The organism is Nocardioides sp. NPDC101246 (assembly GCF_044767415.1).
In the GTDB taxonomy this organism is placed as follows: Bacteria; Actinomycetota; Actinomycetes; order Propionibacteriales; family Nocardioidaceae; genus Nocardioides.
The window spans coordinates 181827-196819 of record NZ_JBIWNX010000006.1 but is presented as its reverse complement, the minus strand read 5'-3'; the positions used below and the strand labels follow the sequence as shown (position 1 = coordinate 196819).

Below are 14993 nucleotides of genomic sequence, written 5' to 3'. Positions count from 1 at the left end.
TCCCGGGGCGCCCTGGTGAGTGCTCACCGAGTTACCTCGGTCGGCGCCCACTCCCCGTGCGGAGCTCCACGAAGCAAGCACCCGTTCACCGAGTTACCTCGGTCAGCATCCGAGGAAGGCCGATGACCACCCTGCTCGAGGTCGACGCGATCGACGTCGCCTACGGCGACTTCCGTGCCCTGCACGGCATCACCCTGACCGTCGCCGAGGGCGAGACACTGGCCGTGATCGGCGCCAACGGCGCCGGCAAGTCCACGCTGCTGAAGACCATCGCCGGCCTGCTCCGGCCGAGCGCCGGCCAGATCCGCTTCGACGGCCACAACGTCTCCCACACCCCCGCGCACCGACGGGTACGCGAGGGCATCGCGCTCACGCCGGAAGGACGCCGGATCTTCGCCTCGCTGACCGTCGAGGAGAACCTTAAGGTCGGCGCGCACGGACGCCGGCCCGGCCCCTGGAACCTCCAGACCGTCTACGACGCGTTCCCGCTGCTCGAGGAGTTGAGAACGCGCCGCGGAGCGCACCTCTCCGGCGGCGAGCAGCAGGCGACCGCCATCGGCCGGGCGCTGATGTCCAACCCGAAGCTGCTCCTGCTCGACGAGGTCTCGCTCGGCCTCGCCCCGGTCGTGATCGCCGACATCTACCGGGCGCTTCCCACCATCGCGGAGAAGGGGACGACGGTGCTCGTGGTCGAACAGGACCTCACCCAGGCACTCACCGTGGCCGACCGGGTGCAGTGCCTCCTCGAGGGCCGGACCGTCCTCGAGGGCGCCGCGGCCGACGTCACCCGGGAGCAGGTCCAAGCGGCGTACTTCGGGGTCGATGCCTCGGAAGGAAGGGAGGCCGGCTGATGGACTGGATCAACGCGGTCCTCCAAGGACTCCTGCTCGGCGGGCAGTACGCACTCCTCGCCTGCGGTCTGAGCCTCATCTTCGGCGTGATGCGGATCGTCAACCTGGCCCACGGCGTCCTCGCGGTCGCCTCTGCCTATCTCGCGTTCTGGCTCGTCCAGCAGACCGGGATGCCGTCGTTCCTCACCATCGTCATCGTGATCCCCGTGCTCGCCGCGGTCGGCTACGCCATCCAGCGCGGCCTGTTCAACAGGGCGCTGCGCCATGGCGAGCTGTCGCCGCTGCTGGTCTCGTTCGGCCTGGCGGTCATCGGCGCCAACCTGCTCCAGGAGATCTTCACCGCCGACTCCCGCAAGATCTCGATCGGCGACCTGTCGACCTCGTCGGTGGAGCTGGGCGACCTACGCATCGGCGTCTTCTCGCTGATCACGCTCGTGGTGGCGGTCGCCGTCATCGTCGGCCTGCAGCTCTACCTCTCCCACACCCGCATCGGCCGCGCCATGCGCGCGACGAAGGACGACCCCGAGGCGGCCACGCTGATGGGGATCGACGAGAGGCACATGTACGCCACCGCCACCGCCATCGCCATCGGCACCGTCGCCCTGGCCGGCGTCTTCCTCGGCATGTCGACGCAGTTCAGCCCGACGTACGGGGATCTGGTCCTGATCTTCGCCTTCGAGGCGGTCATCATCGGTGGGCTCGGCTCGCTGTGGGGCACGCTCCTCGGCGGCCTCGTGCTCGGCGTCGCGCAGACCGTCGGCGCCCAGATCGACCCGGCCTACGGCGTCCTCGCCGGTCACCTGGTCTTCCTGGTCGTACTCCTGTTCCGGCCCCAGGGCCTGCTCCCGAAGGCGGTCGTCGCATGAGCTCCACGACATCCCTCGCCAGACAAGACCTCGCCACGAAAGACCTGAAGGTCGTACGCGGCGGCTGGCCCTCGCTTGCCGGCGGCGGGGTCCTCGCCGCGATCGTGGTGTTCCTGGCCGCGGCGCCGTGGTTCGTGTTCAGCCCGGGCGACGTGACCAACCTGGTCACCCTCTTCGCGCTGATCATCCTCGGCACGACCTGGAACCTGATGGCCGGCTACGGCGGCCTGGTCTCGATCGGACAGCAGGCGTACATCGGCGCCGGCGGCTACGGCGTGATCAAGCTCGCCGACGTCGTCGGGTTGCCGATCCCGGTGGCCGTGGTGGCCGCCGGTGTGGTCTGCGCACTGCTGGCGATCCCGACATCGTTCCTGCTGTTCCGGCTGGTCGGAGGCTATTTCGCGATCGGCACCTGGGTGGTGGCCGAGGTCTTCAAGCTGGTCACCCAGGAGCTCCCCGGCTTCGGCGGCGGCTCCGGCCTCTCGCTCACCGCCTTCCAGGGCGTCGACCGGGTGACCCGGATCGCGACCGTCTACTACCTGGCGCTCGCGCTGGCCGTGCTCGTCGTGCTCGCGACGTACGCCCTGATGCGCTCGCGCGTCGGCCTCGGCCTCACCGCGATCCGTGACGACTCGGTGGCCGCGGCCTCCCTCGGCGTCGCGGTCCGGCGCTCGCAGCGCCTCGTCTACGTCGCCGCGTCCGGCGGTGCCGGCCTGGCCGGCGCGCTGATCGCGGTCAACGGCCTGCGGGTCTCGCCCGACTCGATGTTCTCGGTCCAGTACACCGCCTTCATGATCTTCATCGTCGTGATCGGTGGGCTGGGGACGATCGAGGGCCCGATCCTGGGAGCGGTGATCTTCTTCGCGCTGCAGCAGCTGCTCGACTCGTACGGCACCTGGTATCTCATCGCGCTCGGCGCGGTCGCGATCGCCGTGGTGCTGCTCGCACCGAAAGGGCTGTGGGGGCTGGCGGCGCGGGGGCGCTACGAGGTCTTCCCGGTCGGTCACCAGGTTTATCCACAGGGTTCTCCACAAGTGGCCCAGTCTGTGGATTTCGAGTGATTTTGGACTGACTGGTCCTGGTTTCGAGGTAGGCTCGGCGGATGGCGTTCACGACCAAGGGCATGGCCACGCGCCAGCGGCTGCTCGAGGGTGCGTCGACCTACCTCCGCAGCACCGACCCCGGAAATGCGACGTTGGACGACATCCGCGCGGCCACCCAGACGAGCAAGAGCCAGATCTTCCACTACTTCCCGGGTGGCAAGGAGGAGCTGTTCCTCGAGGTGGCCCGTCTGGAGGCCGCCCGGGTGATCGACGACCAGCAGCCGCACCTCGGTGAGCTCGACTCGTGGGCCGCCTGGGACCGCTGGCGCAGGGCGGTCCTCGCGCGCTACAAGGCGCAGGGTCCCAACTGCCCGCTGGCGGCGCTGATGAACCAGGTGGGCAGCGTCCCCGGGGCCGCCGAGGTCTCGACCACGCTGATCCGCCAGTGGCAGGACCACGTGCGGATCGGCATCGAGACGATGCAGGCGAACGGCTCCGTGAGCGCCGAGCTCGACGCGCGACGTACGTCGGCGGCGATCATCGCCGGCATCCAGGGCGGTGTCTCGGTGCTGCAGGTGACGGGCAGGACCGACCACCTCGAGGCGATCCTGGCGCTCCTCATCACCCACCTGCGTGAGTCATCTACCGCCTAAGGCTCCAGCCAGCTCGCGCCGGGAGGCGATCCCGAGCTTCGTGTAGATCTTGCGCAGGTGCCACTCCACGGTGCGCGGGCTGAGGAACATCACTGCCGCGATCTCCGGGTTGGTGCGCCCGGCGGCCGCCGCGCGAGCGATCTGGGACTCCTGCGGGGTGAGGCCCTCCTGGACGACTCCCGTCCGCCGGGGCAGGCTCTCGCCGGCCGCGGCGAGCTCCCGTTCCGCCCTGTCGGCGAAGGCCTCCGCGCCCATAGCGGTGAAGGCGTCGTAGGCCGTACGCAGCACCTGCCGCGCGTCGACGGGGCGGTTCTCCCGGCGCAGCCACTCCCCGAAGAGCAGCCGAGCCCGGGCGAGGATCCAGGTCATCCACGACCCGTCGAGCTGCTCGATCGCCTCGAGGTAGAGGGCCTCCGCCTCCGCACCGGGAGCGACCAACGCGTCGACCAGGGCCTGGACGCCCCGCGCCCACGGGGCGTCGACGGAGCGGGTCCGCTCGGCGAGCCGGTCGCGTGCCTTGGTGGCCCGGGCGAGATCACCCGTACGAGACGCGGCCTCGACCAGCTCCTGGAGCGTCCACTGCAGGACCGCGACATCACTGTGCTCGGCGGCTCGGTCGGCCGCTTCGAGCGCCTCCGCATAACGGCCGAGGCCGTTGAGCAAGGTCGCCCGGCTGAACCCGGTGACGGCCAGCAGCCAGCCGAGACTGCCCTCCTCGGCCTCACGACCGAGGGCGTCGATCTGGTCCAGCGCCGACGCCTCCTGACCGCGGGACGCGGCGAGGATGACGGCGGTGGCCGAGCGCGGCGAGGAGCCGGCGGCCCCGCCGATGGCCTCGGCCTCGGCGACCAGGTCCGCGGCGTCGGCGAAGCGACCGGCGTGGATCAGCGCCATCGCGCGGGAGGACAGCGCATAGGGCAGCAGAGAGCGGATGCCGGTCTCGCGGGCGTACGCGAGGGTGCGCTCGGTCCGGGCCTGGTAGTCGGCGTCGTCCCACACCTCGTGCACGAGGATCGCGCACAACCAGGCCAGGTCGACGTCGTTGTCGGGTCCGACCGCAGCCAAGGCCCGGGTGACCAGCGGCACCGAGGCGGCATGGCCGTCGAGGACCCAGGTCGAGAGGGCGGTGAGGAGCAGTCCGGCCGGCTCCTCACCCGCAGGTACGCCGCGGGCGGCCTCCGCCGCCCGGCGCAGCTCGTCGGCGCCGTACCGGCCGGCGTTCACGCCGGCGGCGATCGCCGCGAGGTACGTCTCGCGCGCGGCGCTCGGGTCGAGGGTCTCGAGCCGGTGGGCGGCCTCGAGCAGCGCCGGCACCGCGCCGACGCCGGCGTCGACCGCGAAGGTGACCTTGGCCCGCAGCCGCTCCACCCGGGCGCGCTGGACCAGGTCGAGCGGGCCGATCTCGGCCGCCGAGAGCGCGCCGGGCACGTCGGTGAGCGCACCGCACGCGAAGAGCGCCTCGGCCGCGGCGAGCATCCGACCCGCCCGCGTGGACGCGTCCGGGGTGAGCTCGGCCGCCCGTTCGAGGAACGCCGCGGCGGCCGCCCGTCCTCCGCGCGCGAGGGCCCGGTCGGCGGATCGCTCCAGCTCGTCGGCCACCTCCTGGTCCGGGCCCAGCGCCGCATGCGCGCGGTGCCAGGCGCGACGGTCCGGGTCGACCTCGGGGTCGGTCGCCGCCGCCAGCGCGGCATGCACCGCGCGGAGCGCGGAGGCGTCGGCCCCGCGACGGCTCGCGGAGCGGACCAGCGGATGCCGGAAGCGCACAGTCGTCCCGATCTCCAGCAGGCCGGCGTCCTCCGCCGGGGCAGCGGCGTCCAGACCGATCTCGAGCCGCTCGAGGGTCCGCAGCAGCAGGGGGAGGTCGCCCACCGGCTCGACCGCAGCCGCGAGCACCAGCGTCCGAGTGGCGGCCGGCAGCGCGGCGATACGCCGGGCGAAGCCGTCCTCCATTCGGCTGGTGAGCGGGGTGGAGCTCTGCCCGCCGAACCCGAAGTCGAGCTCGGCCCGGGTCAGTCCGCGGGGCAGCTCGAGCAGGGCGAGCGGGTTGCCTCGCGTCTCGGCGATGATCCGGTCCTGCACCCGGGCGTCCACCGGGCCGTGCAGCGCCGACTCGAGCAGGATGCGCGCGTCGGCGTCCGCCAGACCGGCGACCCGCAGCTCGGGCAGACCACTGAGCAGCTGCTCGTCGCCGGGCGTGCGCGCACCGAAGACGAGGGCCACCGACTCGGAGTCGAGGCGTCGGGCGACGAAGGTCAGGATCACCTCCGACATCCGGTCCAGCCACTGGGCGTCGTCGACGACGCAGACCAGCGGGTTCTCGGAGGCCGACTCCGCCATCAGACCGAGCACTGCCAGCCCGACGATCAGCGCCTCGGGCGGTTCGCCGGCGCTGAGGCCGAACGCCGTCGCGAGCGCGGCGCGCTGCGGCTCGGCCAACCGGTCGAGGTGCGGCATCAGCGGCGCGCAGAGCTGCTGCAGACCGGCGTACGCGATCTCCGACTCGAGCTCGACGCCCGCGGCCCGGATGACCCGGCCCGTCGTGGCGCGATCGCTCAGGTAGTCGAGCAGTGCGGTCTTGCCGGCTCCGGCCTCGCCGCGGACCACGAGCACCCGGCTCTGTCCGCCGCCGATGTCCCGCACGATCCGATCAAGGGCGTCCCGCTCCGTACGCCGCCCACGCAGGGCGGAATTCTCCGTGCTCATCGTCTGCCATTATGACGCGCGTTCGCTCACCTCCTGGAGGAGGAAGCCGTTGCCGTCCGGATCGGCGAACGAGGCGAACGAGGCGTACGACCTCCGGCCGGGGCTCAGCCCGGCCAGCCGGTGTGCGGTCCCGGCGTGGGGGAACACCCCGCCGGCGTCGTGGAAGATCTCGCTCACCTCGACACCGCGGCCGAGCAGGTCGCGCCGGGCCCGCTCGATGTCGGTGACGAAGAGGTGGAGGTTCTGCACCGAGCCCGGCTCGGCACCCGTGATCCCGCGCCCGATGATGATCGAGGTCGGGGAACCCGGCGGGGTCAGCTGAACGACGCGGAAGTCGTGGTCGTCGATGTAGTCGGCCTCCTCCCGGAAGCCGATCCGGTGGTAGAAGGCCTTGGCCCGGTCGACGTCGGAGACCGGAAGCACGAGCAGCTCGAGTCTGTAGTCCATGTCGGCACTGTGGCCCATCGGACGGACGACTCGCCCGCGGTCGAGCCACTGGTGATGCGTGGGCCCGGGACACCGGTGGGTGACCCGTGGGTCGGCCAGTGTCCTTCCCTGGTGCCCGGCCAGTGGGTCTCCCGAGAGAGTCAGGGCGTCGAGAAAGACACCTCACCACAGGAGAACATCACCATGGCACTCAGCTACACCGGCACCGTCACCACCACCGGCGAGGGACGCAACGGCGGCCACATCGCGTCGAACGACGGGGCCATCGACCAGATCCTCGCGACCCCCACCGAGCTGGGCGGCGCCGGCGGCGGCACCAACCCCGAACAGCTCTTCGCGGCCGGCTGGTCGGGCTGCTTCATGGGCGCGCTCCGGCTCGCGGCGGGCGCCGAGAAGATCCGCCTGGACGGCATCGAGATCACCGCCGACGTCACCCTCAACCACGACGAGACGAAGGGCTTCTTCCTCACCGCGAAGCTCGAGGTCGTGGCCGGCGGGGTCGACGAGGAGACCATCCAGCGTCTCGCCGAGAGGGCCCACCAGACCTGCCCGTACTCGAAGGCCATCACCGGCAACGTCCCGGTCGAGATCATCGCGCGAGCCAAGTGACCTCGAGCGACACCCAGCCCGGGTCGGTCGACGCACTGGCCCGGGCGGCCGACGTCCTGCTGCTCGCCGCGACCACCGCGCTCGGCTGGGCCGGCCCGTGGCTCCCGTACCCGAACCCCGTCCACGCAGAGAGGGACTTCCATGCTTGATCGACGGAGCTTCACCAAGGCGGTCGGTCTGGCCGCCGGCACGACGGCGCTGATCGCGGCCGGCGGAGGCCCGGCCGCCGGCCGGGCGCCCCGGAGGCGTCCGCGCACCCCGGAGAGCACCTCGTTCGAGGACGTCCTGCAGATAGAGGCCGGCGAGCTCAGCGTCGGGTACGTCGACCTGGGCCCGCGCGACGGCCAGCCGGTCGTCCTGCTGCACGGCTGGCCGTACGACATCCACAGCTTCGCCGACGTGGCGCCGATCCTGGCCGCCCAGGGCTACCGCGCGATCGTGCCGCACCTGCGTGGGCACGGCAGCACGACCTTCCTCTCGACCCGGACGTTCCGCAACGCCCAGCAGTCCCGGGTCGCCCTCGACATCCTCGACCTGATGGACGCTCTCGGGATCGAGCAGGCGGTGCTCGCCGGCTACGACTGGGGGTCGCGTACGGCCGACATCATCGCCGCGCTGTGGCCGGAGCGGGTCAAGGCGCTCGTCTCCGTGACGGGCTACCTCATCACCAACCGCGAGACCCAGAAGAAGCCGCTTCCGCCGGCCGCGGAGTGGGCGTGGTGGTACCAGTACTACTTCGCGACCGAGCGCGGCGCCCAGGGCCTCGCGGACGAGACGTACCGCGTCGACCTCGGCCGCCTGGTCTGGCGCTTCAACTCGCCCACCTGGGCCTTCGACGAGGCGACCTTCCAGCGCTCGGCCCAGGCGTTCGGCAACCCGGACTACGCCGACATCGTGCTCCACAACTACCGCTGGCGGCTGGGTCTGGCCGACGGTGACCGACGCTACGACGCCCTCGAGCGCAGGCTCGCCGCCGGGCCGTCGATCTCGGTCCCGACCATCACCCTCGACGGCGAGAAAGACCCGTTCACGCCCGCCGGCGACGGCGCCGGCTACCGCGACCACTTCACCGGCCCCTACGACCACCGCCCGTTGGTCGGCATCGGGCACAACGTGCCGCAGGAGGCGCCGATGGAGTTCGCCCGTGCCGTGATGGACGCCGACTCCCTCTGAGTCGCGCGACGAAGCCGCCCCGATCCTCACGGATCGGGGCGGCTCGCGTTGTCAGGTCAGCCGAGGATCCGGCGGAAGGTCTCCTGCAGGTCGGCGGCGAAGGCCTCCGGGTTCTCGTAGTGGACGAAGTGGCCACCCTTCAGGTGGGCGTTGACGTTGACCACGTTGAACATCCCGCGTGTCGGACCGTTCTCGAAGGCGGCGATCCGGTCCTCGACGGTGTCGATGGCCGGCGGGTACGCGTCGCCGAGCAGGAACGTGAACCCGGCCGGCGGCTCCACGACCGGCTGACGGTCGTGGGAGGGCACGAACCGGTAGCGCTCCGCGTTGCGGTACATCCGGATGGAGGTGCCGATCGACTGCGTCACCCAGAAGATGGTCGCCTGGGTGAGGATGAAGTCACGCGGGAACGCCTCCTCGAAGTCGCCCCGCTTGTCGCTCCAGGACTTCCAGCGCTTCAGCAGCCAGGCGAGCATCCCGATCGGGGAGTCGTTGAGACCGTGGGTCAGCGTCGAGCCGTCCAGCATGTGCGCGGCGACGTGCGAGGCGTACGTGTCGACGAAGTACGTCCACCCGGCCCGCCACTCCTCCGAGGCGTCCTCGGGGACCTTGGCGCCGTCGGTCAGGTCCCAGAACCGCTCGTTCTCGAACATGCCGGGGACGAGATCGTGGCCGTAGTGCAGGCCGATGATGTTCTCGGCGTACTTGTGGCCCAGCGCGCTCGTGACGAGGGCGCCGTAGTCGGAGCCGGCCACCGCGTACTTCTCGTAGCCGAGCACCCCGGTCATCAGTTCGTGCATGATGTCGGCGATCTTCCAGTAGTTCAGATCGCCGCGGCCGACGGGCGTGGAGAAGCCGAAGCCGGGGAGGTCCGGGATGATCACGTCGAACGACAGCGAGGGGTCGCCGCCGTGGGCGGCAGGGTCGGTCAACGGCTCGATGAGCTGGTAGCTGAACTCGCCGGGCCACGGCCAGCCGTGGTGGATGATCAGCGGGACCGGGTTCGGTCCCTTGCCGCGTACGTGGACGAAGTGCACCGGAGTGCCGTCGATCTCGACCTGATAGCGGTCGTAGGTGTTGAGCCGCTCCTCCTGGGCGCGCCAGTCGAAGCCGTCGGCCCAGTACTCGATGAGAGGCTTGAGGTACGCGGTGCTGATCCCGTAGTAGCCCTCCTCGTTGTCGAGGTCGTCGAAGAAGCGGGTCCGCCTCAGGCGGTCCCGGAGATCGTCCAGGGCGTCCTGGGCGATGTCGATCTTGAAGGGGCTGAGCTCGGTGGGCTTGGTCATGATGTCTCCTGCTTTCTGGGTGAAGGTCAGTTGAAGAAGTCGAGCCGGACGCGGGTCTGGGTCAGCTCGGCGATCCGCCATGAGCCGTCGGTCCTGACGAACCGGGCGTGGTAGTGGCCGAACCCGTGCATGCGGCGGAAGGGGATGGCCTCGGACACCTCGGCGTCCTCGGGCCGGGTGACGATGTCCTCCATCGCGAAGACGCCGTGCGCGCTCGTCTCGGAGTCGACGTCGATCTCGTCGGAGAACAGGTGATGGATCAGGGTGACGCCGGGGCCGCCGCTGGCGCCGACCGTCGCGGTGATCTCCTCGCGGCCGTTCATGTGCAGCCAGACCGATCCGTCGGGCTTGTGCGGGGTGAAGGTGCCGTCCTCGGTGAACAGGTTCGCCAGGTCCTGCCAGCGCTGGTGGTCGGCGTAGCGGACGTAGCGGGCCATCAGGCGGCGTACGTCCTCGGTGATGCCGAGTCGCTCGAGGGTCTCCATGAGATTCCTTTCCTGTGTGGACTACTTGGTCCAAACAGGATGCTCCGCGAAATTTGGACCCACAAGTCCAGAATCTCGACGGAGTGAAGCCCTCGCCTTACTGGCGGGTAACATTGCCTGGGTGACTGAGACTTCGTCCCCCACGACCACCCCTGAGGCGTACGGCATCGAGCGCGCCGAGGGCACCAGCTTCACGCTGACCGTGGTCCGTGCGGCGGACCCCGAAGCGCCGACGCTGCTGGTCGTGCCCGCGATGGGCATGTCGGCCGGCTACTACGACAAGCTGATCGTCGCCTTCGCGGAGGCCGGGATGAACGTCGGTCGGATGGAGCAGCGCGGCCACGAGGAGGCCGGTGGCCGGATCGCCGGCTGGTCCTACGACTTCGGCTACGCCGACCTCGTCGACGACATCGCCGCCGCCGTCGACCGCCTCGGCGACCTGATCCCGGCCTCGGCCGGCGCGACGTACGTCCTCGGGCACAGCCTCGGCGGCCAGGCCGCCAGCGCCTACGCAGCCCTGCACCCCGACCGGGTGACCGGCCTGATCTACGTCGCCTCGCAGACGCCCTACTGGCGCAACTACGGCCCGGGCTTCCTGGTCGCCAGCCAGGCGATGGGCCTGGTCGGTCGCGTCGTCGGCCACTTCCCCGGCAAGCAGCTCAAGTTCGCCGGCCGCGAGGCCCGCACCCTGATGCGGGAATGGGCCAGGTACGCCCGCACCGGCCGCCTCCGCCTCGGCAGCCCGGCCCGCGACGTCACGCCGCTGATGCGCGCCCTGGAGAAGCCCGCGCTGATCGTCTCCATCGAGGGCGACTGGCTGGCGCCCAGCGAGACGGTCGACGAGATCCACCGCCGGATGCCGGGGCTCGAGGTCGCCCGCGTGCACCTGGACGAGCCCGGCATCGACCACTTCAAGTGGGCCCGGAAGCCGGACTCGACGATCGCCGCGATCGCGGCGTGGCTCCCGCTCGATCGCTGAGTCGCGTACGCATTTCCGCCAACCCGCGACCCCACCTTTGAAGCGGCCCGATCGGGCCGGTAAGACTCGCCTTCGAGACTGCGATCCCACACCCCGCCGCGGTCTCAGAAAGGTGAGAACATGCCAGTCTTCGACGACGGCCAGAAAGAGACCGAGGTCCCCGAGACCGAGGATGTCGTGACCACCGACGTCCTCGTCGTGGGATCCGGCCCGGCCGGCGCGTCCGCCGCGCTCTTCCTGAGCGAGCTCGGTGTCGACAACATCATGATCACGAAGTACCGCTGGACCGCGAACACCCCGCGGGCGCACATCACCAACCAGCGCGCGATGGAGATCTTCCGCGACCTGGGTATCGAGGAGCAGGTGCTGGCCGACGCGACGCCGCACGACCTCGTCGGTGACACCGTCTTCTGCACGAGCATCGCCGGCGAGGAGATCGGCCGGATCCGCACCTGGGGCACCCGCCCCGACCGCGAGGCCGACTACCAGCTCGCCTCGCCGTGCCTGACCGTCGACATCCCGCAGACGTACCTCGAGCCGATCCTGGTCCGCAACGCGACCGAGCGCGGCACCCAGACTCGGTTCTCCACCGAGTACCTCAGCCACACCCAGGACGACGAGGGCGTCACCACGATCGCCCGCGACCGGCTGACCGGCCACGAGTACAAGATCCGGTCGAAGTTCCTCATCGGCGCCGACGGCGCCCGCACCCAGGTCGGCGCCGACATCGACCTGCCGCTCGAAGGCGCGATGGACATCGCCGGGTCGATGAACATCACCTTCAAGGCCGACCTCTCCGAGCTCGTCGACCACCGTCCCTCGGTCCTCTACTGGGTCATCCAGCCGGGCTCGAACGTCGGTGGCATCGGCACCGGCCTGGTCCGGATGGTCCGCCCGTGGGACGAGTGGCTGATCGTGTGGGGCTACGACATCAACCAGCCGCCGCCGGAGCTGACCGAGGAGTACGCGGTCAAGGTCATCCGCGACCTGCTCGGGATGCCCGACCTGGAGCCGGACGTGACCGGCTACTCGCTGTGGGGTGTGAACGAGATGTACGCGACCCACGCCCAGAAGGGGCGCGTCTTCTGCGCCGGCGACGCCATCCACCGGCACCCGCCGTCGAACGGGCTCGGCTCCAACACGTCCATCCAGGACTCGTACAACCTGGCCTGGAAGCTCGCCGCGGTGGTCCAGGGCTACGCCGAGCCGTCGCTCCTGGAGTCCTACTCCACCGAGCGTGCCCCGGTCGCCAAGCGCATCGTCACCCGCGCCAACCAGTCCGCGCGCGAGTTCGGTGAGCTCTTCGAGGCGCTCGGTGTCGTCGGTCTCGAGGGCGAGGAGATGGCGGCCGCCATCGAAGAGCGCAAGGCGAACACCCCCGAGGGTGCAGCCAAGCGGGCCGCTCTGGTGACCGCGATGGAGCGCAAGAACTACGAGTTCAACGCCCACGGCGTCGAGCTCGGCCAGTTCTACGAGTCCGACGCGATCGTCTCCGACGGCACCCGGCCCGCGCCGACCGACGACGAGGACCTCTACCACCGGATGTCCACCTCGCCGGGCGCCCACCTGCCGCACGCCTGGGTCGGCGACAACGTCGAGAAGCACGCGATGCTCGACCTCGCCCCCTACACGCAGTGGACGCTGATCACCGGCGTCGCCGGCGACGCGTGGTCGGAGGCGGCGGAGGCGGCCCGGACGAAGTTCGGGATCCCGCTCCAGACCGTCGTCATCGGTCCCGGCCGGGAGGTGACCGACCTCTACTTCGACTGGGCCAAGCTCCGCGAGGTCGAGGAGTCGGGCGCGCTCCTGGTCCGTCCCGACAAGCACATCGCCTGGCGCTCCATGTCGCTTCCCGACGACCCCGGCGCCGTGCTGGGCGAGGCGGTCGCGACGCTGCTGGGCAAGGCCTGATCGTTCCGGCTGAGCGGGGGGAATCTCATGAAGTTCATGCATGAATCACTGCCGCAGCGGGTCCGCTTCGCCACCGGCGAGGCGGCCGCTGCGGTGGCAGCCGAGATCGAGGTTCTCGGGGCTCGGCGGGTGATGGTCGTCGCCAGTGCGCGCGAGACCGAGCTCGCCACCCGGGTGACCGATCTCGTCCCGGTCGCGCTGCGCCACGACGAGGTCGTGATGCACGTGCCGGTCGAGGTCGCCGAGCGGGCTCGGGAGCGCGCGGCCGAGTCCGCCGTCGACGCGCTGGTGTGCGTCGGCGGTGGCTCGACCACCGGCCTGGCCAAGGCCGTGGCGCTCACCACGGGGCTGCCGATCGTGGCGGTCCCGACGACGTACGCCGGGTCCGAGGCGACCAACGTCTGGGGCCTGACCTCGGGAGAGACCAAGACGACCGGCATCGACGCACGCGTGCTGCCGAGGTCGGTCGTCTATGACGCTTCGCTGCTGACCACGCTGCCCGGCGAGATGACCGTTGCCAGCGGCCTGAACGCGCTCGCGCACTGCGTCGACGCGATGTGGGGTCCGCGGGTGGACCCGATCGACCGGGTCAACGCCGCCGAGGGCATCCGAGGGCTCGCCACCGGACTGCCGCTGGTCGCCACTGACTCCGCGAGCATCGAGGGGATCGAGCAGACCCTCTACGGCGCCTACCTGGCGGCGGTCTCGTTCACGTCCGCCGGCTCCGGAATGCACCACAAGATCTGCCACGTGCTCGGCGGCATGTTCAACCTGCCGCACGCCCAGACCCACGCGGTCGTGCTCCCGCACGTGCTCGCCTTCAACGCGCCGGCGGCGCCCGAGGCGGAGGCACGGATAGCGGCCGCCTTCGGGGCGCCGAGCGCCGTGGCCGGGCTCGACGCGCTGCGTACGGCGCTCTCGGCGCCGAAGGCGCTCAAGGACTACGGCATGCCCGAGGACGGCATCGCCAGGGCGGTCGCCCCGATCATGGCCGCCATCCCCGACAACAACCCGACCCCGGTCACCGAGGAGAACCTGACCGCGCTGCTGACCGCGGCGTGGGTGGGAGAGGAGAGCTGATGAGCGACGTAGTCGGCGTATCGCCGGAGCAGCAGGCGGTCGAGCAGACCCTGGTCGACACCGTGGTCGCGTCCTTCGACGCCTGCGACGACCCGCGCCTGAAGGAGGTCATGGTCTCGCTGACGCGTCACCTGCACGCCTTCATCCGCGACGTACGCCTCACCGAGGAGGAGTGGGGCGCGGCCATCGAGTTCCTGACCGCGGCCGGCCACATCACCGACGACGTACGCCAGGAGTTCATCCTCCTCTCCGACACCCTCGGCGCCTCGATGCAGACGATCAACATCAACAACCAGGCGTACGCCGACGCGACCGAGGCCACGGTCTTCGGGCCCTTCTTCGTGGAGGACTCTCCGGGGATCGAGCAGGGTGGGGACATGGCCTTCGGGGCCCCGGGTGAGCCGTGCTGGGTCACCGGGACGGTCACCGGCACCGACGGAAAGCCGCTGGTCGGAGCGAAGATCGAGGTCTGGGAGGCCGACGAGGACGGGCTCTACGACGTCCAGCGCGATGCGGGCGCGAGGGCGGCCCGGGCGCACCTGTTCACCGACGCCGAGGGCGGCTACCGGTTTTGGGGTCTGACGCCGACGCCGTACCCGATCCCCGACGACGGCCCCGTCGGCAAGATGCTGGCCGCGGTCGGGCGCTCGCCGCTGCGGGCCTCGCACCTGCACTTCATGGTCACCCACGAGGGCTGCCGCACGCTGGTCACCCACATCTTCCCCGAGGGTGACCCGATCGGCTGGAAGGACACCGTCTTCGGGGTCAAGGAGTCGCTGATCAAGCGGTTCGAGCAGCAGCCCGCCGGGACGCCGACGCCGGACGGACGGGCCGTCGACGGCACCTGGTCGAAGGTGCGGTTCGACATCGTCCTCGCGCCCGTGGGGGCCTGAAACGTCCCTGGCGT

Annotated in this window: 15 protein-coding genes; 11 read left to right on the top strand and 4 right to left on the bottom strand. The window is 70.6% G+C overall.

Annotated features, from left to right (window positions below):
• The first annotated feature begins 122 nt into the window (after positions 1 to 122).
• Genes ACIRON_RS13075 through ACIRON_RS13060 form a run of 4 tightly spaced genes read left to right on the top strand, consistent with a single transcriptional unit; the run spans position 123 to position 3413 of the window.
• Positions 123 to 851: an ABC transporter ATP-binding protein gene (locus ACIRON_RS13075; protein WP_402992729.1), complete on the top strand. Its 729-nt coding sequence runs from the start codon at positions 123 to 125 to the stop codon at positions 849 to 851.
• Positions 851 to 1717 (top strand): branched-chain amino acid ABC transporter permease, encoded by an 867-nt coding sequence (locus ACIRON_RS13070; protein WP_402992728.1) that lies wholly within the window; start codon positions 851 to 853, stop codon positions 1715 to 1717. The genes ACIRON_RS13075 and ACIRON_RS13070 overlap by 1 nt, the downstream gene beginning before the upstream one ends.
• A complete protein-coding gene (locus ACIRON_RS13065) occupies positions 1714 to 2778 on the top strand; it encodes a branched-chain amino acid ABC transporter permease (RefSeq protein WP_402992727.1) in 1065 nt (354 codons plus the stop codon). Before ACIRON_RS13070 ends, ACIRON_RS13065 begins: the two co-directional genes overlap by 4 nt.
• A 41-nt stretch (positions 2779 to 2819) precedes the next feature.
• Positions 2820 to 3413, top strand: a complete 594-nt coding sequence (locus tag ACIRON_RS13060; protein ID WP_402992726.1) for a TetR/AcrR family transcriptional regulator — start codon at positions 2820 to 2822, stop codon at positions 3411 to 3413.
• Here the strand turns inward: ACIRON_RS13060 and ACIRON_RS13055 are convergent.
• Both ACIRON_RS13055 and ACIRON_RS13050 read right to left on the bottom strand, forming a co-directional pair.
• Positions 3399 to 6116 (bottom strand): AAA family ATPase, encoded by a 2718-nt coding sequence (locus tag ACIRON_RS13055; protein ID WP_402992725.1) that lies wholly within the window; start codon positions 6114 to 6116, stop codon positions 3399 to 3401. The two genes, ACIRON_RS13060 and ACIRON_RS13055, sit on opposite strands and share 15 nt — an antisense overlap.
• 9 nt (positions 6117 to 6125) lie before the next feature.
• Positions 6126 to 6563 carry a VOC family protein gene (locus ACIRON_RS13050; RefSeq protein WP_402992724.1) on the bottom strand — a complete coding sequence of 146 codons (438 nt, stop codon included), beginning with the start codon at positions 6561 to 6563 and terminating at the stop codon, positions 6126 to 6128.
• Between the two features lie 183 nt (positions 6564 to 6746).
• Between ACIRON_RS13050 and ACIRON_RS13045 the strand changes: the two genes are divergently transcribed.
• Genes ACIRON_RS13045 through ACIRON_RS13035 form a run of 3 tightly spaced genes read left to right on the top strand, consistent with a single transcriptional unit; the run spans position 6747 to position 8345 of the window.
• Positions 6747 to 7172, top strand: a complete 426-nt coding sequence (locus ACIRON_RS13045; RefSeq protein ID WP_402992723.1) for an Ohr family peroxiredoxin — start codon at positions 6747 to 6749, stop codon at positions 7170 to 7172.
• A complete protein-coding gene (locus tag ACIRON_RS13040; RefSeq protein ID WP_402992722.1) occupies positions 7169 to 7321 on the top strand; it encodes a hypothetical protein in 153 nt (50 codons plus the stop codon). Before ACIRON_RS13045 ends, ACIRON_RS13040 begins: the two co-directional genes overlap by 4 nt.
• Positions 7314 to 8345, top strand: coding sequence for an alpha/beta fold hydrolase (locus tag ACIRON_RS13035; RefSeq protein ID WP_402992721.1), 1032 nt, complete (start codon positions 7314 to 7316; stop codon positions 8343 to 8345). Before ACIRON_RS13040 ends, ACIRON_RS13035 begins: the two co-directional genes overlap by 8 nt.
• 56 nt (positions 8346 to 8401) lie before the next feature.
• Here the strand turns inward: ACIRON_RS13035 and ACIRON_RS13030 are convergent, their stop codons facing one another.
• Both ACIRON_RS13030 and ACIRON_RS13025 read right to left on the bottom strand, forming a co-directional pair.
• Positions 8402 to 9631, bottom strand: coding sequence for an epoxide hydrolase family protein (locus ACIRON_RS13030; RefSeq protein ID WP_402992720.1), 1230 nt, complete (start codon positions 9629 to 9631; stop codon positions 8402 to 8404).
• A 26-nt stretch (positions 9632 to 9657) separates the two neighbouring features.
• Positions 9658 to 10116, bottom strand: coding sequence for a nuclear transport factor 2 family protein (locus tag ACIRON_RS13025; RefSeq protein ID WP_402992719.1), 459 nt, complete (start codon positions 10114 to 10116; stop codon positions 9658 to 9660).
• A gap of 121 nt (positions 10117 to 10237) precedes the next feature.
• Here ACIRON_RS13025 and ACIRON_RS13020 point away from each other — a divergent pair, with 121 nt between their 5' ends.
• From ACIRON_RS13020 to ACIRON_RS13005, 4 genes are all read left to right on the top strand, one after another.
• A complete protein-coding gene (locus ACIRON_RS13020) occupies positions 10238 to 11095 on the top strand; it encodes an alpha/beta fold hydrolase (protein ID WP_402992718.1) in 858 nt (285 codons plus the stop codon).
• A gap of 120 nt (positions 11096 to 11215) precedes the next feature.
• On the top strand, positions 11216 to 13006 hold the full coding sequence (locus tag ACIRON_RS13015) for an FAD-dependent oxidoreductase (RefSeq protein WP_402992717.1): 1791 nt from the start codon (positions 11216 to 11218) through the stop codon (positions 13004 to 13006).
• Positions 13007 to 13042: 36 nt separating this feature from the next.
• The gene (locus tag ACIRON_RS13010) at positions 13043 to 14086 is read left to right on the top strand and encodes a maleylacetate reductase (protein WP_402992716.1); all 1044 of its coding nucleotides are present in this window, start codon (positions 13043 to 13045) and stop codon (positions 14084 to 14086) included.
• Positions 14086 to 14979, top strand: a complete 894-nt coding sequence (locus tag ACIRON_RS13005) for a dioxygenase (protein ID WP_402992715.1) — start codon at positions 14086 to 14088, stop codon at positions 14977 to 14979. Before ACIRON_RS13010 ends, ACIRON_RS13005 begins: the two co-directional genes overlap by 1 nt.
• The last annotated feature ends 14 nt before the right edge of the window (positions 14980 to 14993 follow it).